This is a genomic window from Psychrobacter sp. 1Y10 (assembly GCF_052259005.1).
GTDB classification, from domain to species: domain Bacteria; phylum Pseudomonadota; class Gammaproteobacteria; order Pseudomonadales; family Moraxellaceae; genus Psychrobacter; species Psychrobacter saeujeotis.
In genome coordinates, this window is record NZ_JBQQES010000010.1 from 15823 (window position 1) to 36507 (window position 20685).

Genomic DNA, 20685 nt, shown 5'->3' on the forward strand with positions numbered 1-20685 from the left:
ATTTCTCCATGTTGATAAGATGGTGTGCTGGTTTAAAAAGCGTGGAAGTGAATACTTGTCTTTCTTTCTTGTTGATGCATCTGATCAACAAGCTCTGACCAATTTTCTAATAAAGCTCGTTGATTTAAATAGCCTTTATCAGTAATCTCGTTTCTCTCGATTGATGGTTGCTCAGGCAAAAATGCGAATCGACTTATTCTTTTGCTATTGCTAAAACATATCTCGTTATAATCGTTTAACAGATCTATTACTTGCTCCACTAACTTGTCGATTTTCTGCAACTCAGCTGCATTTTTCTGCTCTTCTTCCAAACCATATTTACTAGCCAAGCGTTCAACATTTGGCACAATCAATAAGCCAAGCTCTGGCTGATTATGCCCAGTTATAACTGCGTCTAAAAAATAAGGCTTTAAAGCACTAATCACCCCTATTCTTACCTCACCCACATTCACCCAAGTACCTGATGTCAACTTAAAGTTTTCAGAAGTCCTTCCATCAAATACTAAACCCTCAGATGGGTTATCTGGATTAATCAATCGACCAGCATCACCTATAGAATAAAAGCCATCTTCGTCAAACGCTTCAGCAGTGGCTTTTTCATTTCGCCAATATCCTGGTGTGACATTAGGCCCGCGGACAGCGAGCGCTAATTTATCTTGTATAGGCGTTAACTTAATATCAGTACCGGGTAGAGGCACACCGATGTTAACTGCCAAATCAGAATCAAAATTTAGACAGGTAGCAAAAGGCGCTGTCTCTGTAGAGCCCCAGCCCGCTAGAAGCTTTGGACGAGTTCCTGTCAGCTCAATTGAAAGCTCGGCCAGTCTCTTTCTCGTTTTTTCAGGTAACGCTGCGGCTGCAATAAAAATAACTTTTACAGTGGAGAAAAATTTGCGTGCCTGACGATGATTGTCTTCAAATTCTGCCAATAAGGCTTCAATACCTGCAGGCACATTAAAATGAATATTAGGTTCGATCAGGCAGATATTTTCGATAGTTCGGCCAATATGACCTGGGACTGGCTTGCCATCATCAATGGTTAGTGTGCCCCCGTTAAATAAAACGATATTGATGCATACGTTGCCACCAAAGGTATGACTCCAAGGCAACCAGCTTACTAAACTTGGCTTTATATCCTGCAAAAATGGCCACATCTTATAAAGGGCAAATTGATTGCTATACATCATTCGATGGGTGTTAATAACCCCTTTTGGATTGCCCGTAGAGCCTGAAGTCATCATGACCTTAGCAATAGTATCTTGGTTGATCTTGCTTCTTCTTTCTGCAACTTCTTCATCTGTGATTGTTGGTAAGCTGCGAATTGTCGGTACTTCGTCCATGTCCGAATTAAAAGCGATACAAGGTATATCGTAATTTGCGAGAACAGACCTTGCTGCACTTTTGAATATATTGGTATTACTAAAATGAATCGCTCCAGGTTTTACAATATCAATCACATTGTTAAGACGCCCAAAAGTTTCACCATATAGAGCATAAGCGATAGAGATGGGGGTCACTGGTATACCGATGGTCATTGCAGCAAATGCGACTAATGCATGATTAATGGAGTTTGGCGCTATTATCATCAGTGGTTTATCGGCTGAGAGATCTAAGGTTCCTAAGTGAGTCGCAATACTCTTTACTCTAGAGGCAAACTCCTTGTATGATATCTCCGTCCAACCATCAGCTGCCCTTTCACGCATACATACAGTATTTGGAGAGCGCTGCGACCAATAATCAACGCAATCTAGCATCGTATAATCGTCTAGATTGAGAGGTTCCTTATTGCGCAAAATAATGTGATTCTGGGTGTTTTTTTCAGCAATAACATCATGATGACCAAGCTTTATTTCTGAATCAGATTTGAAACTAAATTCAATCATTTCGACTATCCTTCCATGGTTTAGACCAATTTGAATTTCTTATACTCAATGCTGTTTGAATGAAAGCAACTTTATGAATAATAAAAACAAACATAAAGGTCATTTTTTGCAATGAGATGCTTCTATTGGAATCCTTGTTGACGCTTTATAGATGGTTAAGCTCCGCGGCTATAACTTAGGCCATTCTGTGAGCTTATTATTAAGATCAGACTTTAAGGTATGAAGCTCACTGGATAATGAGTCAACCACGTCAGCGACGCTCTCAATACATTCGGTCGCACTCACCCCATGACCTGCGCCCCAAGTGTCTTTCCACGCTTTTCCCTCACCGTGAATATCAGAAAAATCAATTTCCGTACTACCTTTGGCTGACTTCAAATCAAAGCCTGACTTTTCTAGACTGGCTTTTAACCAGTTCGCCATAACACCAGAGACGACATCCGACGTCACAATATCTGACATAGTTGAATCAACCAGCATATTGCGATACTCATCGTTCACTAAGCTCTCAGGACAGCTTATAAATCGAGTACCCATATAAGCAAAATCAGCACCTAGAGCAAGCAAAGCAGCGATTGATTTGGCGCTTTGTATCGCCCCGCCAACGATGATTGGCCCATCATAAAAACGGCGAACCTCTTCCACAAAAGCAAAAGCGGTATATTTACCCGTATGCCCACCTGCCCCAGAACAGACCAAAATCAGACCATCAACCCCTGCTTCGACTGCTTTTTTGGCTTGCTCTGCATTGATGACATCGGCGAACACTTTGCCGCCAAAAGCATGAACTCTATCTAGCACACGCTTAGGACTACCAAGAGCAGTTACCACGAATTTAGGCTTGTAGCGCTCAACTAAAGCCAACTCAGCCTCAAAACGGTCGTAGCTTTTGTGGACAATCATGTTCATCGCCCACATCCCTTCATACTCTGTATCTTTAAGTTCAGCTTCAATCTTATCCAACCAGACTTCTAACACATCAATCGTGCGTGCATTAGGGGCTGGAAAACAGCCTATTATTCCGGCTTTTGCGGCGGCTATAGTCAAATCAGGACCCGATATCAGGAACATAGGCGCCACGATAACTGGCAGCCGCATCTGATCATATAATGTAGATACGATATCTCTATTGGCCATATCTTCTACCCCTTCACTTTATTAATTAAGTCCAAGGCCACATCAACGATCATGTCTTCTTGACCACCGATAAGCTTACGCTTGCCCACTTCAACCAATATTTCTCGCACGTCAATACCGTATTGTTCAGAGGCTTTTTCAGCATGACGTAAAAAGCTAGAGTAAACACCAGCATAGCCAAGGGTCAGCGTCTCACGGTCAACTCGAACCGGTCGGTCTTGTAGCGGTCGCACTAAGTCTTCAGCGGCATCCATCAATTGGTAAAGGTCACAGTTATGCTCCCACCCTAGGCGATTAATGGCGGCAATAAATACCTCTAGCGGTGCATTTCCAGCGCCAGCGCCCATGCCAGTCAAAGAAGCATCGACCCGCGTTACGCCGTTTTCGACTGCAACAATACTATTTGCCACGCCTAAACTTAAATTATGATGAGCATGAATACCGAGCTCAGTGCTATCATTTAACGTATCTTTTAGCGCCTTGACCCGATCTGCCACATCATTCATATTCATCGCGCCGCCACTGTCTACGACATAGACGCAACCTGCGCCATACGACTCCATAAGTTTCGCCTGTTCGGCTAGATTGGCGGGCGATACCATATGCGACATCATCAAAAAGCCTATGGTGTCCATGCCCATCTCTTTAGCAGTTTCGATATGCTGCTTTGAGACGTCAGCCTCGGTACAGTGAGTTGCAACACGTACTGAGCGTACGCCCAAATCATAAGCGCGCTTTAAATCTTGGACAGAGCCGATGCCAGGTAGCAATAGCGTGGTCAATACCGCTTTGTCTAACACATCAGCCACCGCTTCAAGCCACTCCCAATCGGTATGCGCACCAAAACCATAGTTAAAACTACTGCCACTTAGGCCATCGCCATGCGCGACTTCAATAGCATCAACACCAGCGTTTTCTAGGGCTTTAGCGATATTACGGACATGGTCAATACCGTATTGATGACGTATGGCATGCATACCGTCGCGAAGGGTAACGTCTTGGATGTATAGTTTTTTATTAGTCATGATTTATGCTCCCACTTGTGCTTGTCTGGCGACCGCAATCTTTTCAGCAGTTTTTAGGGCCGCTGAGGTCATAATGTCTAGATTGCCCGCATACGAAGGCAGGTAATGCGCCGCGCCTTCTACTTCAAGAAATACTGAGGTTTTGAGCCCGGTCAGCGTACCGATATCTGGGATGTGCAATGGGTTTTGCTCGGTATAACGCTCAAACTGTACGGTCTGCTTTAAGCGATAACCTGGTACATAGCTTTGTACCTCTTTGACCATTTCATCAACACTGGCTCTGATGTCATCCTCACTCGCATCTTCAGAAAACGTCATTACAGTGTCACGCATAATCATCGGTGGCTCAGCAGGGTTTAGGACAATAATTGCTTTACCTTTTTTGGCACCGCCTACTTGCTCAATTGCGTGCGAAGTGGTTTCCATAAACTCATCAATGTTTGCTCGAGTACCCGGTCCTGCAGATTTTGACGAGATAGAAGCGATGATTTCTGCATAGTGCACAGGTGCCACACGTGATACGGCATAGACCATAGGAATGGTCGCTTGACCACCACAGGTCACCATATTGACATTTGGCTGCTCGATATTAGACTCACCATTGACGGCGGGGACAATAAATGGACCAATCGCCGCTGGGGTCAAATCAACAATGACTTTGCCCGCTTCATGACAGACTTTTGAATGGGTAGCGTGTGCAGAGGCGGAGGTGGCGTCAAAGACAATGGCAATGTCTTTCCACTCAGGCATAGCCACTAAACCGTCGATACCTTCATGAGTGGTCGCGACACCCATGCGTTTGGCACGAGCCAAGCCATCAGACTCAGGATCGACACCAACCATGGCGACGATTTCTAGGTTTTGAGAGGTTTTTAGAATTTTAATCATCAAATCAGTTCCGATATTTCCTGAACCGATGATGGCGACTTTCACTTTAGTTGACATATTATTGACATCCTTTTCGATAGATAGACTGCTTATTCGGCTTGTTATTCGGTTGATTAATCGATGAAACTCACTGACACACTATTGAGGCCATCTATGCTGGCGGTAAATTGATCGCCTGACTTGACGGCTACCATTGGCCCTAAGGCACCAGATAGCACTACATCACCTGCTTTGAGCGGCTGACCGTTTTCAATCATCATATTGGCAAGCCAAAGTGTCGCTAACAAAGGGTTGCCTAAACACGCTCGACCTTCGCCTTCAGAAACGACTGCATCACCATTTGCTAACTGCATTTTGCAGCTCTCTAAATCCAGTTGGCTAAGCGGTACGGGCGTGGTTCCCATGATAATTCCGCCATAAGAAGCATTGTCAGCAATAGTGTCAAACAGGCTAATGTCCCAGTTCGCCACACGGCTATCGACAATCTCTAAAGCGGCAACGGCATAATCAACGGCATTGATAACATCAATAATCGTTAAATGGTCAGTATCTAAGTCGGATTTCAATACAAAGGCAATTTCAGCTTCTATCTTAGGTTGCAGGAATTGCCCGACGGATATTTGCGCGCCTGAGCAATAGCAAGTATCGGCGTAGACCATGCCGTAGTCTGGTTGATCCACACCCAATTGTGCTTGCACAGCGGTTGAGGTCAGACCAATCTTGCGACCAATGGTGACTCTACCTTGCTCGCTCCAGCGGCGGTGATTCTCTTGCTGAATCTGATAAGCCAAAGAGATATCTGTAGCATCAACTTGGTTACGTAGTGGTGCGACTGCTCCTTTTTTATAAGCATCAAATAGTGAGGGTGCTAACTCTGAAGCGTTGCTCTTATCATTCATAATGTAAGCTCTCGTGTGCGTCGTGTATTTTTGCGTCGTATATAGATAGGTTATTTACGTGGCGGACGCTGAAACTTATGTCCCCAAGCCGAATTGGTATGATGAACTTTGACATGCCAGCTATCATCATCAACCTCTATCGCACCCCAGCCAAATTCAACATCAAAGCCCGACGGACTCATGGTATAAAAAGACAACATCTCATCATTAGAATGTCGACCTAGCGTGAACGAGAAGTGTGTACCTGCTTTTTCGGCGGCATCCATCGCCCGACCAACGTCATCGACGTTATCGACTTGCAGCATGATATGAGCAACTTTCGCTGGAATAGGCACAGGCGCTAATGCCAAAGAATGATGACGTCCGTTGCAACGTAAAAAGGTGATACTTAAAGGCTTACCGGGTACGATTTCGGTATTGATGTAGTCCGATACTTTGAAACCTAAAAGCTGAGTGTAGAATGCTTCTTGCGCTGCATGGTCTTTGGTAATCAGAACGATATGACCGAGTCCCTGCTCGCCAGTAATAAAGCGAAAACCTTTAGGACTGACAAAAGGCTGATTGGTCAACTGCAAAGGACCATAAAAGGCTTCACAGCGGGTGCCGTCAGGATCATAAAAGACAATAAGCTCTTTTACTTGACGCGATTTTGCCAACTCATCGGAACCCAGTTCAAAAGCGATACTGTGCTCGTGCAAGCGGTTTTTCAGATTTTCCAAATCCTGCTTGTCACTAACTTCCCAACCGACATAATCTAGATTGTTATGATCTGAGTTTTTAAGTTTAATACGCCAAGCATACGAATCGACACGCAGTGACATATCGCCGTTATCATGGTCATCGACACTGACGCCCAGTATGTTTTCAGCATAATCTCGCCACGCTTCTTTATCAGCAATGGAAAAGCCCAGATAGCCTAATGCTTTTATCTCCGACATATTAAAATCCCTTTTATGAGTTTTGTTCCTGCACTACACAGCCCAACATACAAATAGCCGCGCATTTAGCCGCGCATCAGTTTTCGCAGTGGTAGCTCTGGATTGGCCAGTTGTGATGGCTCAACATTCACATCATTCTTTATCATACGCATGGCGGCACGAACGGCATTTGGATTATTGACGCTGACAGCACCAACGACGCGATTATCAACGACGCTAAAATACACCGGCCACTCACCTTCTAGTCTCACGACCAAATGCTCTTTGGTTGGTAAAATCTTGCCAGCCATCTCTATATGCAAATCGCCTTGATCTGACCAAAACCAATCGACAGGTGCTACTGGTAACTCTTGATTTAAAATAGCAGCGGCGGCACGCTCCCCTTGATGTTGAGCTGACTGCCAATGCTCATGACGTACCGTTGAACCGTCAGCTTGCGTCACTGCCGCAACGTCTCCTGCCGCATAAACGTCTGCGAATTTAGTGGCTTGATTGTCATTAACTTGAATACCGCCCGTTACTGGGTTTAATAACTCAGCGCAAATAGCATCCGAAAGATAAGGGGTGCTTGGCGCCATACCAACGCCCATTACAATGACGTCAACCTCAATGGATGTACCATCATCAAATAATATGGACGCACTGCCATCTGGCTGCTCTATAAATTTATCGAGGCGGCAATGAGACGTCAGCTCCACACCTTGGGCGCAGTGGTTGGCAACGATTTTTTCGCATAATTCTGTCGGTAGCAGATGAGCCATAGGTAGCGCGGCGGCATCTAGCCACTGTATTACGGCGTTAGATTTAGATAGCGAAGCTGTGGTTTCAGCACCAATAAAACCCCCACCTATCACCGCCACACGTGTATCAGCGGTCAATCTTTGGCGTAGGTTTAAAGCATCTTCATAATGACGTAGTACCAATACTTGCGGTAGATTTGCCCCTTCTATAGGTAGGCGTCTTGCTTCGCCACCTGTTGCCAAAATGACGGCATCGGCAGTTAATTCTTTACCAGATTCTAGAATAATGCAGCGTGTTATAGGATCTACTTCACGGGCGCTGTCACCATAGTGAGCTTCTATATTGAGTGCCGAGAGCTCGTCATCGCTGATTAAAGCGATATCATGATGTGTGCTGTCTGCTTGCATCAAAATCTGTTTAGATAGCGGTGGTCTCTCATATGCGCCATGTTGGTCTTTATCGACCAGCGTAATACTACCCGGAAACCCCAGTTGGCGTAACGTTCTGACGCAGCTTATCCCAGCGGCACTCGCACCGACGACGATGACTGACTCAATCTGGCTCATCTGTCGACCTCAACGTATATCTCACCGTCTTTGATTTCGACATCATAGACGTTGACCGCTTTTATGGCTGGTGGATTATCAGGTACGCCCGTCTTTAGACAAAAGACTGACATATGCAGCGGACACTCAACGGTATCACCCTCTACAAAACCATCACAAAACGAAGCTTGGGCATGAGTACAGGTGTCATCGATCGCATATACCTCACCACTTTCACCGCGAATAATCGCAATCGGAGGAACAAAATTATCAAGCTTGATCGCTTCACCAATCTCTAAGTCTTCTAATTTGCCAACATGAAACATAACAACCTCGCTTTATTCTGCCGTGAAGTGATTGATGACCAATTGCAGGAACTCTTTTGGTCTTTCCGCCATGACCCAATGTCCGCAATTGGCTAAGACATGCAAGTCGGCATTGGGCATCGAACGACCCAACTTAAAGCCCATTTCTGTCGGCACAACTTTGTCTTCACGGCCGTGAATAACGATAGCGGAATGATTGATTTTGGCGACCACATGTTCAGGCATGCCCGAGAGTTGAGTTTCACCTTCCTCATTTGGCTGTATCAATAGCTTACGCAGACCTTCTTGCGCGCCAGGAATGAGGCTGGTTTGATAACGTTCTTCCACCAACTCATCGGTGATGGTGTCTGGGTTATAGGGAAAATGAGACATGGCTTGACGCATGTTTTCGCGTGATGGTGTGTAGTCCCATCCCGAGCGCAGGCCTGGCGTCATAAAGAACTTGTCACACGGAGTGCCCATTAAACAGAGCTTGGAGAATCTTTCAGGAAAACGTGCCGCCGTTGCTAAAGTTAACGAGCCGCCAAATGAATTTCCGATTACATTTGTTTTTTCGATACCTAGCGCATCTAAGAAAGCCAATAAATGTTTGCCCCAATGCTTAATATCGTAGCTGAAATTGGGATCTCTTTCGGTGTGTCCAAAACCCGCCAGATCAGGCGCGATGACACGGAAGTGTTTGGCCAGTTCAGGAATAATCTTACGCCAGTTGGTATAGGCAGAGACGCCTGGTCCTGAACCATGCAGTAGCAATAATGGCTCACCCTCGCCCATTTCCAAATAGTTGGTTTGCAATCCAAAAGCTTCAATCGTTTTGCCTTTGCCAGAATCAATTACTTGCATATTTAATCTTCCTTGATAACAGTTTTCACGAGATGATTATTTATCACTGACATTTACAATAATACAAAGAATTTATCATGTCAATACGGTACCGTATGTTAAACATTAAAAAAACGCTTTTGCACTTATGGAAAACCAGTTAATTATTATATCTTTATATGCAGAAACCTTGTATATAATAGTGTTTAAATTCACATAATATATATGGTTATGCTTAATAATTATTTTTTCAAACAGACTAAAATGATAGGTATTTTTTATGTAAAACATGCTTATGCGTATGTCTTAATAAAATACTTAACCGTATGGAGATAGAAAGATAAATAAAAAAAACGCTATTTATGCTTATTTGATGTCATGAGAGGTTGATTTTTAAATAGTAGATAAGAAGGAGAAAAGGACTCTATTAGGCTAATATTTAACCAATGATTTAAATGGAGTAAAGTGATAAAATGCTGCGAATCTGATATGAACGACTTGATACGCGTATAATTATCAATGCCTATAAGTGCTCTCGTATCATCAGATTTTAGGTATCTTGTATTTAGCATTTAGAATACTGGAAGCGCACCAAATATAATCAACAAACGGTTTTAGAGTTAATCAACGATGATTGACTCTTTTTTTAAAAAGTAGAGGTCTTAAAAGCATGGATTTAATAGAAAAAAATCCAAGTCAACCCAACAAACTGACGGCGAAAGATTGGTTAGATATCGCTGAATCTGAGTTGGCTAAATCTGGTATCTCTGCCGTCAGAGTAGAGCCGCTTGCCAAAAAGCTAAAGGTTACCAAGGGCAGTTTTTACTGGCATTTTAGTAGCAGAAAAGAGCTGTTCGAAAAAATACTATCAAACTGGCGCATTCGTTCAACGGTTGCGATTATAGAGCGTTTGAATGATACAGAATTAACACCTAAAGAGCGCCTAAGAAAGCTATTTTTAATTCCCTATAAGCGTAATAGCAAAACCAACGGTGCCGCTTTAGAGTTAGCAATTCGCAACTGGTCACAAAATGATAAAGCGGTAAGAGAAATTCTGAATGAAGTCGATACTCATCGTCTGACCTTTATTGCGATGATTTATGAAAACTTGGGATATGACAAAGCGCAGGCCGAGATAAAAGCTTCATGTTTTTATTACACGATGCAGGGAGTATCCGTTGTAAATGTATACAAGGAGGTAGCCCATATTGAGCAGATATTTGAGACGTTATTGTGATGTTGCTTTCATAAAACGAGACTAATTAGTTAGGGTAACAATTAAAATAATTAGCTATGATGTCATCTATTTTCGATGGTGACTCAAATAGATGTCACCATCGTATTATGATAACAATCTAGATAAGTTACTTCCTAGTTAAGTAATATAAGAACTCCTTATAACTATCATGCTACTACCGTTGTCTATATTTTCTAACGTTTGTGTATAATCCAAATTTAACGCGGAACTTGACGAAGAGTAAGGATTTGTTCACTACGACCAAAGGGTCCATGTACATCATGTAAGACCGTGCTAGTTATACCAATACCGTCATTACCGTACTGTTGTACCGCTTCCATACCTAACCAACTTCCCTTGGGCATGCGATGCATGTGAATTTGCAAATCTGTATTAGGAAACATCCATTGTAAATCGCTTAATTCCAATCCAAGTCTTGGTACGACGCCATTGGCGATATCGACCATACCTAATAGATGCACCAAATCAGTCGTTGGCTCACCTTCTACCATTTCAGTATTATTAGTAATCCATACCATACCTTTACCATTACGCCGATCTGAATTGGCGACGAGATGCACGCTTTTGACAAACCCGCCGGGCCAGCCTTTAATATCTTCCCAAACTGGTAGATCATTAGGATGGTGAGGAGCGTGTTGATCCTCCAAACCTGCAATGGCGCTGGTATCTTGCGTCAACAATCGCCAAGCGCGCGCGGTAACACAGTCTCGACCACCACTACTCATGACCGACTCTATCAATTCAATGGTTTTTCCAGGACGAATACAGCGAGTGGTAATAGTAAAATCATCCAGCGGTATAAGTCCTAAGATATCAAGGCTAATGCGGGCTATGCGCATATTCGCTTGCGGTGCAAACTGGTTTAGCTCGTGAGTGAGCACTCCAGTCGCCGGTGCCATATGCTGCTCATGCTGATTCCATGCGCCCTGAGCATGCTGAGTAGGTTTGTAGTAAGCAATACTGATGTTATCTGATTGCTGTTCACGTTTGATAAAATTGTAATAAGCTGCCATGGTTATCCCTTCACTTTGGTTTCCTAGTAAGATAATCTGAGTAGATTCAAACCTAGGATAGTAACAGATATATTGGCGTTGCTCCCCCACTGAAAATATACTTTCACTTTTAACTGATGTTTTAAGTAGATAATTTGTTTAAGGAGGGCTTATACAAAACTCGAATAACCTAAAGATAGTTATCCCTAATTACTCTATATAGTTGATACTAAATTAAATGGATACACTAGATATTAGAAAAACAAAAACCCCTTCAAACCTATTAGACTTGAAGGGGTTTTTTATTGAATGTTCAATAAGAACATATTAGCTTAAAATTCGTATTTGGCCATTATTTCAACTTGCTGACCTTTTCTTACTTCTAAAGTGGTCCTATCGCTTCGATCTCTCCACTCAATACCAACATCTAGATCTGGAAAATACTCATAGACAAGGTTGATGCTTTTTACGTTCACAGAGGTATCTACCGCATCATCTACATTAATCTCACCATAACGCATGTTGCTCATCAGCTTTTCTGTAAATTTATGCCTATACCCTACCGTGAAGCCAGTTTGTGATACAAGCTTACCGTCTTCGGCATCACAATCTACATCGTCAGTCGAACCAAGGACTCTTCCAACACATACGGTGGAATAGGCGCCCATCCCTTTACCATTGTATACGCTCGCATGTAGCGAATCATTGCCTATTTTCAGTTTGCCAGCCAAAGAAACACCGACGCCTATATCTGAATCTTCTCCATTTTTGGCCTCACGAGCCGTAACCGCCAAGTTATAGCTAAGATCAGATATATCATCCTTGTAGCTAACAACCATATCAGGCAAATCAGCTTCGTCATCAACAGGTTCTTGAGCCGTAAAACGAAACCCTTTATGAACGTAATGTACCGTCAAATCTGGACGAATATAAGCGCCACCACCAGAGATGGTGCCCAAACCCGTGCCTCGAAAGTCAAGCTGCTCAGTTAAAAGTGGGTAGACCGCTAAGAACTGACCATTCCACGTCTTACCGACTGTCAAATCATCGATTTGAGCATAAGCATGGCGAAGTCGCAAGTCTGAACCGCCATTTGCAGCATTGCCATAAAAGTCCCCTTCAATAAAACCTGTTAATTTTTTATCCTCTATGTCCTTGGTGGTTTTAAGATTAATCCGAGATTGCCGTCCACTTCCTTTAAACTCAGACTCCCCTTCATCTGGAGAATAAAATATACCTTCTGCTTTAACATAACCACCGATACTTAAAGTAGTATCGCCATTGGTGACAAGCTCTATTGCTTGTGCTTGTACACATGCTCCCAAGACAGCCAAACCAAAAGACAACTTTTTGATATAAAGCATGATCTACACATTCCTTGTGTTGTTTTAAAATTCATTTAAGTTAATTTAAATCCCTTTAAATCTCTATTGTTACCGTATTTTTTAACCCTATAAATACCAGCACTATCTCCTTATAAAAAAATTACCTCCTAATTTAGTTGAACTTCACAGTTTAGTTAAAACTTTCAAAAGCAGTAATCGCGGCTTTTTTGGTCTCATCAATGTTTTTCTTTTGTCCAGTAGTTTTATCAAGATATACCAGCACTGACTCACCGCTAGCAACGATAGTATTCATAGCCGTACTATAATAGGTATATTCATGAATCACGCTGGCATTGCCAATTTTCTTGATTCGAACCCCAATCCATAGGGTATCGGGATAAGTCACTGGTTTGAAATATTGACAGGATGACGCTGCCATGACTGAAAAGGTGTTTTCATTAAATAGATTTAATTGAGTGTTATAGTGAATGCGTGCATTTTGGGCATAAGTGTAATAGACCACATTATTAACATGACCAAAGGAGTCCATATCGCCCCACTCTACTTGCTGGGAATGAATAACCGCAAAACCATGCATGGGATGGTATTTATCTTTATTCAGCGTCTCTTGTATTTCCGGTAATATCGCTACAGCCTTCATAGTTCTCTCTTCTAGTTATGCTAATGAGCGTAGGTGTTATTAACCAACGTTAAAATTATCAGTAAGCTCATATATTTTTTGCAATTATCGCTATGGGTTAAATCAATTTTTCTGTGTACATCATGCGCATCTTTTTCTTATCGAGCTTGCCCACACTGGTTTTCGGCATTTCTATTAAGAATTTTATTTCACTTGGCACGCCATACTTTGGTAAATAGCCCTTCTCAACCGCTTGATGACCTATCGCTAAAATAGCCTCCGCTTTGGTATCGGCATGCTCAGGTTTTAAGACTACTAACGCTAAAGGGCGCTCGCCCCATTTTTCATCCGCTACTCCGATTATGGCCACTTCAGCAACGCTCGGATGAAATGATAAAATATTTTCGACTTCCAGCGAGGATATCCATTCGCCGCCAGACTTAACGACGTCTTTGAGTCTATCGGTAATCTTTAGCGTGCCATCAGGTGAAATACAAGCAATGTCTTGTGTATGCATCCAACCACCGCGCCACAACTCATTGCCAGCATCTGCATTCTTAAAATAGCTTTGGGTCAGCCAAGGCGCCCGCACAACCAGCTCGCCTGTCGACTCACCATCCATGGGTAGGGCTTTGCCATTTTCGTCCCAAATCTCCATTGATACCAGCATAATCGGAGAGCCAGAAAGACAACGATAATTGATCTGTTCTGTCGTTGTCATAGTATTTGTCTGATCACCGAATGCCATTCTGGCAAGGACAGGACAGGACTCTGACATCCCAAACCCTGAGATAAACTCGATACCGCTTTCAAGAGCAGCTTCAGCTAGGCCTTCGTTTAATTTGGAACCCCCTACTGACAACTTAAGACCGTTGAACTTGCGTCCTCGTGTTGCCATCTCTTTAATTAACATTTGTAAAATGGTTGGGACACCGTGTGAGAGGGTAACTTTGTGGTGTTCAATCAAGTCAACCAATACTTCAGGAAGATATCGCCCTGGATACACTTGTTTGAGCCCTATCATGGTTGCCCCATACGGCCAACACCATGCATGCACATGAAATAATGGCGTCATTGGCATGTAGACATCATTGTAGCGAGCGCCTTGACCTTCGGCACTGAGTGCGGATGCTAGAGTACTCGATAGCGTCTGTAATACGATTTGCCTGTGGGTAAAAAAGACGCCTTTTGGGTCTCCTGTCGTGCCACTGGTATAAAACGTGGTGGCGATAGTATTTTCGTCGAAATCTGGAAAATCAAACTCATCACTGGCCGCAGCTAGCATGGCTTCATATTCACCTTCGACATAATCTGGCATGCTGGCTTGCTGAGCTTTTATAGTGTCTTCGCTATAATCAGCATCATCAAAATTAGCTTCATTAAAACCAGTACCATCAAAGTCAGTGTCATCAAGCCAGATAATTTTCTCAATAGAAGGGGCTTCATGACGGTAATTTTTAGCCATGGGCTCAAATTCAGCATTTAATAACAAGGCTTTTGGTTTGGCATGGTTAATGGTGTACAGCACTTTATCTTCAGCCAAGCGTACATTGACCGTTTGCAAAATCATGCCAGACATGGGCACGGCAAAATACGCTTCAAGGTAACGATGACTGTCCCAATCCATGACCGCAACCACATCACCTGCTTGCAAACCCATATTTTTAAGTACGTTTGCCAAGCGATTAACCCGCTTAAAAAATTCAGCATACGTATAAGTCACCTTATCGGCATAACTGATGGTTTGCTGAGTAGAGGCGATCTTTGCACGGTTTAGCAGCTGTTTGATAATCAAAGGAAAACCATACGCTTCTTCGGCTTGTTGGTAGTTCTCATGTTGGTTGAGTATCGTTGTCATTATTGTCATCCTTGATAATAAAATAGTATGGCAAGAGTACTAATGGAGTTAGACTCGTTCAATCACCATGGCAAGCCCTTGCCCAATACCAATACATAAACTGACTATCGCGTATTGTCCGCCTGTGCGCTGTAGCTCGCGCGCTGTAGTTAAGGCAAGTCTAGCGCCCGATGCGCCAAGTGGATGTCCGACGGTAATCGCGCCACCATTGGGATTGATACGCTTGTCATCAAAGTCAATCTCTAAACCTTTTAGGCAACCGAGTACCTGCGAGGCAAATGCTTCATTAATCTCGATGATGGACATATCATCAAGGGTCAAATCAGCGCGTTTCAATGCCAGTTTAATGGCCTCAACAGGGCCTACGCCCATAATACTGGGCTCAACACCCATGGCACCGGATGAGAGAATTTTGGCAATAGGCTTAAAGCCTAACTTTTCTTCTGCTTGCTTTGAGCCAATAATCAGCGCAGCCGCCCCATCGTTAATGCCCGATGCATTCCCTGCCGTAACTACGCCATTCTCATTTAACGGTTTCAGTTTTTGCAGTGCTTCCACAGTAGAGCTGGCGCGAGGATGCTCATCTTCTGTTATCGCTTTTTCGGGTAACTTCTTACCTTGCGATACCATAATTGGCGTTATTTCCTCATCAAAGAACCCCGCTTGTTTGGCGGTTTGATATTTAGCTTGCGAGGCTGCTGCGAATTTATCCGCCTCTTCACGAGTGATACCGTATTTGCGAGCGACATTATCGCCCGTCTGCGGCATGCTATCGCTACCAAATTCTTTAGTCAAAAGAGGATTGGGAAATCGACTGCCAATGGTGGTATCAAATACTTTAAATTCACGACTAAAAGGCTGCTCGGTCTTAGCAAAGACAAATGGTGCACGGGTCATTGACTCAACCCCACCTGCTAAAAATATGTCACCCTCGTTACAAGTGATACTACGGGCAGCATCAACGACGGTCGATAATCCCGAAGCACACAGACGGTTGATGGTTTGTCCGGGTGTTTTGACATCTAGTCCCGCTAGCAATGCAGCATTACGAGCGATGTTGCGTGAGTCCTCGCCGGCCTGATTGGTATTACCAATCAGCACTTCATCAAAGATATCGTTAGGTAATTGATGCTTTTCGACCAGAGTCTTCATCACTGTGGCGATTAAGTCATCAGGACGCACGGTTGCTAATGCTCCACCATGGCGACCAAAAGGGCTTCTTAATCCGTCATAAATATAGGCGTCTAACATAACTGTTCCTTGTTGTGTTTTAAGAATTTGCATTATTAAAATATAGCGTTTATTAAATTGGTCTAGCTCTTAGCATCAGCAATCTAGCATTGACAATTGCTCTGTTGAGTAAATAATGAGATGCCTAGCTTGGCGCGGCGTTGTAACCATGGACTAGGACGATAACGCGGATCACCCGTTAACCCATAGATACGCTCTAAGATGAGTAAAATACGCTCGGCACCAAGCTCATCGCCCCAAGAGATAGGACCATACGGATAGCCCAATCCAAGCTTGACGGCATTGTCGATATCTTCTGGCGTGGCAATACCTTGCATCGCAATATCACAACCTAAATTAATGACCATAGCCACGACTCGCTGCGCCACAAAGCCAGTACTTTCGGAAATTAGCGTGGCATCGACAGCAACATTTGAGCCCTCATCCGAGTGATCATTTAAGCTTTTGGCAAACTTATTACTGCTAGCAAATAGGGCATAAGCTTGCGCTACAAAGTTATCTTGCGTAACGATACTTGGCATCAACGTACGATGCTTGAATAAGTCAGTCAGCATATCAATGGCGACCGCTTGTTGAGGGTTCACTTGATAGCGAATAGCCGCATTGGTCGTATCTTCGCCGTAGATGGCCAGCAATATTAAGCTGTCAGAATTTGGCTTATCACTGTCGTCGATATTGATGCTGTTAGCGTTTAGATAATCAACCAACTGCTTTTTATCTTCTGCTAAGTCTGCGCCAATCCAAACTGTTACGTTTGATACATCAGACCTTACTTTGGACACTGATGCTTCAAACGATGATTGTTGCGACGTATTCGCTGTCAATTTTTGACCGTCTTTATAGTGATAAAAGCCCTCACCAACTTTACGACCCAGCTTTTTCCCTATTAGCATTTGACGGGTCAAGGGATGCGGGCGATAGCGAGGCTCAAAGTAATATTGGTTATAAATCGTTTCCATAACTGGATGCGACACATCGATGCCAGTGAGATCAAGCAGCTCAAAGGGTCCCATCCGAAAGCCAGCGCCTTCACGTAAAATACGATCGATATCCTCAAAGCTAGCGATTCCCTCGCCTAATATTTTTAAAGCTTCTGTGCCATAAGCTCTGCCACCATGATTGACAATAAAACCTGGGGTATCCTTTGCCACCACCCCTAAATGTCCCATGCGTTTGGCTAAATCCGTAAGCGTCTCTACCACTGAAGATTTGGTAGAGAGTCCCGGAATCACTTCAACGATTTTCATGAGCGGCACTGGATTAAAGAAATGAAATCCTGCTACGCGCTCTGGGTGCTGACAATTAGAAGCAATCGCGGTCACCGCTAGCGATGAAGTATTGGTTGCCAAAATCGTCTCGGCAGGGACGATGCTTTCTAACTGTTTAAAAAGCTGTTGTTTTATTTCTAAATTCTCAATAATGGCTTCAATAACGACATCTACCTCGGCGATTTTAGCTATCTCTTCAATCACTGTTAGATTCGATAAAGTAGACTGCAGCTGCTCATCGGTAAATTTGCCTTTGGCCGCTAATTTTTCGAGTGTGGTTTGTAGGGATTGACGCCCTTGTGCAGCGGCGCCCGCTTTGGCATCAAATAAAAGCACTTGAATGCCAGCTTGGGCAGCGATTTGCGCAATGCCCATGCCCATAACGCCAGTGCCGATAATGGCCAATGATTTAACAGTCATAATAATCCTTTATATGGTCTCGTTACTTTATGAGCTCTTGTCGCTCTATATGGTCTTGTTGAACAATCTCGTTTTCAAAGTATATTTGCTATTTTTCAGCCAGCTACTGACCTTTATAATTGGCGTCACGCTTTTCCAAAAAAGCTTTCGCCCCTTCTTTTTGATCTTCAGTATCGAATAAAATCTGAAAGGCTTTACGCTCTAAGGCCAATGCGCCTTGTAGTGGCATATCCACCCCAAGATTGGCAACTTCTTTAATTTGTTCTAAAGCAATCGGTGAATAACCCGCTAGTTGCTCGGCAATCTCAATAGCACGCTTAATAGTCGCCTCATCTTCGACCACTTCAGAGACCAGCCCCATTTGATCTGCTGCATCAGCGCTTATCATATCGCCCGTTAATATCAGCTTCATGGCTTTATGTTTGCCAAGCACGCGAAACAATCGCTGCGTGCCGCCAGCTCCTGGCATTAAGCCGATTTTGATTTCTGGTTGGCCAAACTTGGCAGACTTACCAGCGACAATGATGTCAGCGTGCATAGCAAGCTCACAGCCGCCGCCAAGCGCATAGCCATTGACCGCTGCAATAATCGGCTTGCGACAATTAGTAATAGCATCCCAATACTGCTCGCTACGACGTAGATAGACATCAACCGTTTTTGCGGTTAAAAAGTCATTGATATCAGCACCAGCCGCAAACACTTTATCGCCACCAGTCAGTACGATAGCCTTGGTTTGTGGATCATCGTTTAATTGAATGAAAATCTTTGCCATTTGCTCACGTAGTTCAGCATTTAAAGCGTTGCGAACTTTGGGACGATTAAGTGTTATCAGACTTACGCCATTTTCTAACGTTTCACAAATAATGATCTGCTCTTCCATGATGCTGTCCTTTAGATATTATCGTTAAGTAAAATATCGCAATCTTTAAAATACATTACTAATTATAAAATATAATACCGCATAGCGATATTCAAGACCAATATATACTGTTTATTTTCTTTTGTGAAGAGTAAATCTCAGTCAATTTTAGAAATATACGGACTACTTAGACTTCAATTTTTTAATTAATACCGCATAGCGGTTATTTAAACCAAAAGTATTGTATTTTAATAAACTATCAATTATGCTGTTTGTTCAAGGTAATTACGAAGTCGTTATCACTCTAAGTATTAATCAAACAAGGAAGAACCACATGATCAGAGATAAGGAAACTCTTAACCAAATTACCGAAACTATCCGTCAATTTGTTAGCAACCAATTAATACCAATGGAACATTGGGTCGCAGAAAACGATTGTCTTCCAGACGATATCATTAATCAAATGAGAGAGTTAGGGCTGTTCGGACTTACTATTCCCGAAGCTTACGGCGGGCTTGGCGTTACCATGGAAGAAGAGGTCACACTGGCATTTGAATTAGGACGCACGTCTCCTGCATTTCGCTCACTAATAGGAACAAATAATGGTATTGGCTCATCTGGTCTAGTCATTGATGGTACCGAAGAGCAAAAACAAAAATACCTACCAAGACTTGCTAGCGGTGAAATTATCGGCTCATTTTGTTTGACCGAGCCGGATTCTGGTTCAGATGCTGCTTCATTAAAGACCACTGCCATTAAAGATGGTGATACCTATGTTATCAACGGTACTAAACGTTATATTACCAATGCCCCTGAAGCTGGCATCTTTACTGTAATGGCACGTACTGATCCACAAAATAAAAGGTCAGGTGGCATTTCAGCCTTCATCGTTGAGAGCGACACCCCTGGTATTACGTTGGGTAAAATTGATAAAAAAATGGGCCAAAAAGGCGCGCATACCTGTGATGTTATCTTTGATAATTGCGTAGTGCCTGCTGATGCATTGATTGGTGGCGTTGAAGGTGTAGGTTTTAAAACGGCTATGAAAGTACTTGATAAAGGACGCCTACATATTGCAGCAGCAAGTACAGGCGCCGCAAGTCGAATGTTAGATGATGCCTTACACTATGCTGTTGAGCGTAAGCAGTTTGGTCAACCAATTGCTAATTTTCAGCTTATTCAAGCCATGCTCGCTGATTCAAAAGCAGAGATTTATGCGGCTAAATCTATGGTACTAGACGCTTCACGTCTACGCGATGAAGGTAAGGATGTCGTGACCGAATCGTCATGCGCCAAGATGTTTGCCACCGAAATGTGCGGCCGTGTTGCTGACAGAGCCGTGCAAATTCATGGCGGTGCGGGCTATATTGCGGATTATGGTATTGAACGTTTTTATCGTGATGTGCGCTTATATCGTTTGTATGAAGGCACTACTCAAATCCAGCAAATTATTATCGCCCGCAATATGATCAAAGAAGTTAGCGAGTAAGTAATACTTATTCGATGATTAATAAGTATGTACGTTATTAGAGTATTGAGGTGTTTGCTAGGATGCTGATACCACCAAATCCTACCCTTGACTGTAGTCTTCTATTATCACAACAATAAGG

18 protein-coding genes are annotated in these 20685 nt (G+C 43.2%); 2 read left to right on the forward strand and 16 right to left on the reverse strand.

Annotated elements, in window-relative coordinates; genetic code table 11:
* Positions 1 to 32: 32 nt before the first annotated feature.
* The 9 genes from ACTXGH_RS12195 to ACTXGH_RS12235 form a co-directional block, all read right to left on the reverse strand.
* Complete coding sequence (locus tag ACTXGH_RS12195) at positions 33 to 1883, reverse strand: AMP-binding protein (protein WP_439296975.1); 1851 nt, start codon at positions 1881 to 1883, stop codon at positions 33 to 35.
* A 168-nt stretch (positions 1884 to 2051) separates the two neighbouring features.
* The gene (locus ACTXGH_RS12200; protein WP_439296974.1) at positions 2052 to 3020 is read right to left on the reverse strand and encodes an NAD(P)H-dependent flavin oxidoreductase; all 969 of its coding nucleotides are present in this window, start codon (positions 3018 to 3020) and stop codon (positions 2052 to 2054) included.
* Positions 3021 to 3025: 5 nt separating this feature from the next.
* On the reverse strand, positions 3026 to 4045 hold the full coding sequence (gene dmpG / locus ACTXGH_RS12205) for a 4-hydroxy-2-oxovalerate aldolase (RefSeq protein WP_439296973.1): 1020 nt from the start codon (positions 4043 to 4045) through the stop codon (positions 3026 to 3028).
* 3 nt (positions 4046 to 4048) lie between these two features.
* The gene (locus tag ACTXGH_RS12210) at positions 4049 to 4990 is read right to left on the reverse strand and encodes an acetaldehyde dehydrogenase (acetylating) (RefSeq protein WP_439296972.1); all 942 of its coding nucleotides are present in this window, start codon (positions 4988 to 4990) and stop codon (positions 4049 to 4051) included.
* Between the two features lie 56 nt (positions 4991 to 5046).
* A complete protein-coding gene (locus ACTXGH_RS12215) occupies positions 5047 to 5832 on the reverse strand; it encodes a 2-keto-4-pentenoate hydratase (RefSeq protein WP_439296971.1) in 786 nt (261 codons plus the stop codon).
* A gap of 50 nt (positions 5833 to 5882) precedes the next feature.
* On the reverse strand, positions 5883 to 6770 hold the full coding sequence (locus ACTXGH_RS12220) for a VOC family protein (protein WP_439296970.1): 888 nt from the start codon (positions 6768 to 6770) through the stop codon (positions 5883 to 5885).
* Between the two features lie 65 nt (positions 6771 to 6835).
* Positions 6836 to 8077 carry an NAD(P)/FAD-dependent oxidoreductase gene (locus ACTXGH_RS12225; RefSeq protein WP_439296969.1) on the reverse strand — a complete coding sequence of 414 codons (1242 nt, stop codon included), beginning with the start codon at positions 8075 to 8077 and terminating at the stop codon, positions 6836 to 6838.
* The gene (locus tag ACTXGH_RS12230) at positions 8074 to 8382 is read right to left on the reverse strand and encodes a bifunctional 3-phenylpropionate/cinnamic acid dioxygenase ferredoxin subunit (RefSeq protein WP_439296968.1); all 309 of its coding nucleotides are present in this window, start codon (positions 8380 to 8382) and stop codon (positions 8074 to 8076) included. The genes ACTXGH_RS12225 and ACTXGH_RS12230 overlap by 4 nt, the downstream gene beginning before the upstream one ends.
* A gap of 12 nt (positions 8383 to 8394) precedes the next feature.
* Positions 8395 to 9225 (reverse strand): alpha/beta fold hydrolase, encoded by an 831-nt coding sequence (locus tag ACTXGH_RS12235; protein ID WP_439296967.1) that lies wholly within the window; start codon positions 9223 to 9225, stop codon positions 8395 to 8397.
* Between the two features lie 649 nt (positions 9226 to 9874).
* On the opposite strand from ACTXGH_RS12235, the gene ACTXGH_RS12240 reads away from it, so the two are divergent.
* Positions 9875 to 10441, forward strand: a complete 567-nt coding sequence (locus tag ACTXGH_RS12240) for a TetR/AcrR family transcriptional regulator (protein ID WP_439296966.1) — start codon at positions 9875 to 9877, stop codon at positions 10439 to 10441.
* 218 nt (positions 10442 to 10659) lie between these two features.
* Here the strand turns inward: ACTXGH_RS12240 and ACTXGH_RS12245 are convergent, their stop codons facing one another.
* The 7 genes from ACTXGH_RS12245 to ACTXGH_RS12275 all read right to left on the reverse strand — a co-directional run bounded on the left by ACTXGH_RS12245 (position 10660) and on the right by ACTXGH_RS12275 (position 19096).
* Entirely contained in the window at positions 10660 to 11475 is an 816-nt protein-coding gene (locus tag ACTXGH_RS12245) for a thioesterase family protein (RefSeq protein WP_439296965.1), read from the reverse strand.
* Between the two features lie 311 nt (positions 11476 to 11786).
* Positions 11787 to 12818, reverse strand: coding sequence for a porin (locus tag ACTXGH_RS12250; protein WP_439296964.1), 1032 nt, complete (start codon positions 12816 to 12818; stop codon positions 11787 to 11789).
* Between the two features lie 151 nt (positions 12819 to 12969).
* On the reverse strand, positions 12970 to 13440 hold the full coding sequence (locus ACTXGH_RS12255; RefSeq protein WP_439296963.1) for an acyl-CoA thioesterase: 471 nt from the start codon (positions 13438 to 13440) through the stop codon (positions 12970 to 12972).
* Positions 13441 to 13537: 97 nt separating this feature from the next.
* Positions 13538 to 15277 carry a fatty acid--CoA ligase gene (locus ACTXGH_RS12260; RefSeq protein WP_439296962.1) on the reverse strand — a complete coding sequence of 580 codons (1740 nt, stop codon included), beginning with the start codon at positions 15275 to 15277 and terminating at the stop codon, positions 13538 to 13540.
* Between the two features lie 48 nt (positions 15278 to 15325).
* Positions 15326 to 16528: a 3-oxoadipyl-CoA thiolase gene (locus tag ACTXGH_RS12265; protein ID WP_439260875.1), complete on the reverse strand. Its 1203-nt coding sequence runs from the start codon at positions 16526 to 16528 to the stop codon at positions 15326 to 15328.
* A gap of 83 nt (positions 16529 to 16611) precedes the next feature.
* A complete protein-coding gene (locus tag ACTXGH_RS12270; RefSeq protein WP_439296991.1) occupies positions 16612 to 18222 on the reverse strand; it encodes a 3-hydroxyacyl-CoA dehydrogenase in 1611 nt (536 codons plus the stop codon).
* A 97-nt stretch (positions 18223 to 18319) separates the two neighbouring features.
* Positions 18320 to 19096 (reverse strand): enoyl-CoA hydratase, encoded by a 777-nt coding sequence (locus ACTXGH_RS12275; protein ID WP_439260876.1) that lies wholly within the window; start codon positions 19094 to 19096, stop codon positions 18320 to 18322.
* A gap of 313 nt (positions 19097 to 19409) precedes the next feature.
* Here ACTXGH_RS12275 and ACTXGH_RS12280 point away from each other — a divergent pair, with 313 nt between their 5' ends.
* Positions 19410 to 20564, forward strand: a complete 1155-nt coding sequence (locus ACTXGH_RS12280) for an acyl-CoA dehydrogenase family protein (RefSeq protein WP_439260877.1) — start codon at positions 19410 to 19412, stop codon at positions 20562 to 20564.
* Positions 20565 to 20685 lie beyond the last annotated feature (121 nt).

Excerpts from the sequence above, each read along its gene's own strand:
- ACTXGH_RS12195 (WP_439296975.1), bottom strand. The coding sequence starts at position 1,883 with ATGATTGAATTTAGTTTCAAATCTGATTCAGAAATAAAGCTTGGTCAT.
- ACTXGH_RS12200 (WP_439296974.1), bottom strand. The coding sequence starts at position 3,020 with ATGGCCAATAGAGATATCGTATCTACATTATATGATCAGATGCGGCTG.
- dmpG (WP_439296973.1), bottom strand. The coding sequence starts at position 4,045 with ATGACTAATAAAAAACTATACATCCAAGACGTTACCCTTCGCGACGGT.
- ACTXGH_RS12210 (WP_439296972.1), bottom strand. The coding sequence starts at position 4,990 with ATGTCAACTAAAGTGAAAGTCGCCATCATCGGTTCAGGAAATATCGGA.
- ACTXGH_RS12215 (WP_439296971.1), bottom strand. The coding sequence starts at position 5,832 with ATGAATGATAAGAGCAACGCTTCAGAGTTAGCACCCTCACTATTTGAT.
- ACTXGH_RS12220 (WP_439296970.1), bottom strand. The coding sequence starts at position 6,770 with ATGTCGGAGATAAAAGCATTAGGCTATCTGGGCTTTTCCATTGCTGAT.
- ACTXGH_RS12225 (WP_439296969.1), bottom strand. The coding sequence starts at position 8,077 with ATGAGCCAGATTGAGTCAGTCATCGTCGTCGGTGCGAGTGCCGCTGGG.
- ACTXGH_RS12230 (WP_439296968.1), bottom strand. The coding sequence starts at position 8,382 with ATGTTTCATGTTGGCAAATTAGAAGACTTAGAGATTGGTGAAGCGATC.
- ACTXGH_RS12235 (WP_439296967.1), bottom strand. The coding sequence starts at position 9,225 with ATGCAAGTAATTGATTCTGGCAAAGGCAAAACGATTGAAGCTTTTGGA.
- ACTXGH_RS12240 (WP_439296966.1), top strand. The coding sequence starts at position 9,875 with ATGGATTTAATAGAAAAAAATCCAAGTCAACCCAACAAACTGACGGCG.
- ACTXGH_RS12245 (WP_439296965.1), bottom strand. The coding sequence starts at position 11,475 with ATGGCAGCTTATTACAATTTTATCAAACGTGAACAGCAATCAGATAAC.
- ACTXGH_RS12250 (WP_439296964.1), bottom strand. The coding sequence starts at position 12,818 with ATGCTTTATATCAAAAAGTTGTCTTTTGGTTTGGCTGTCTTGGGAGCA.
- ACTXGH_RS12255 (WP_439296963.1), bottom strand. The coding sequence starts at position 13,440 with ATGAAGGCTGTAGCGATATTACCGGAAATACAAGAGACGCTGAATAAA.
- ACTXGH_RS12260 (WP_439296962.1), bottom strand. The coding sequence starts at position 15,277 with ATGACAACGATACTCAACCAACATGAGAACTACCAACAAGCCGAAGAA.
- ACTXGH_RS12265 (WP_439260875.1), bottom strand. The coding sequence starts at position 16,528 with ATGTTAGACGCCTATATTTATGACGGATTAAGAAGCCCTTTTGGTCGC.
- ACTXGH_RS12275 (WP_439260876.1), bottom strand. The coding sequence starts at position 19,096 with ATGGAAGAGCAGATCATTATTTGTGAAACGTTAGAAAATGGCGTAAGT.
- ACTXGH_RS12280 (WP_439260877.1), top strand. The coding sequence starts at position 19,410 with ATGATCAGAGATAAGGAAACTCTTAACCAAATTACCGAAACTATCCGT.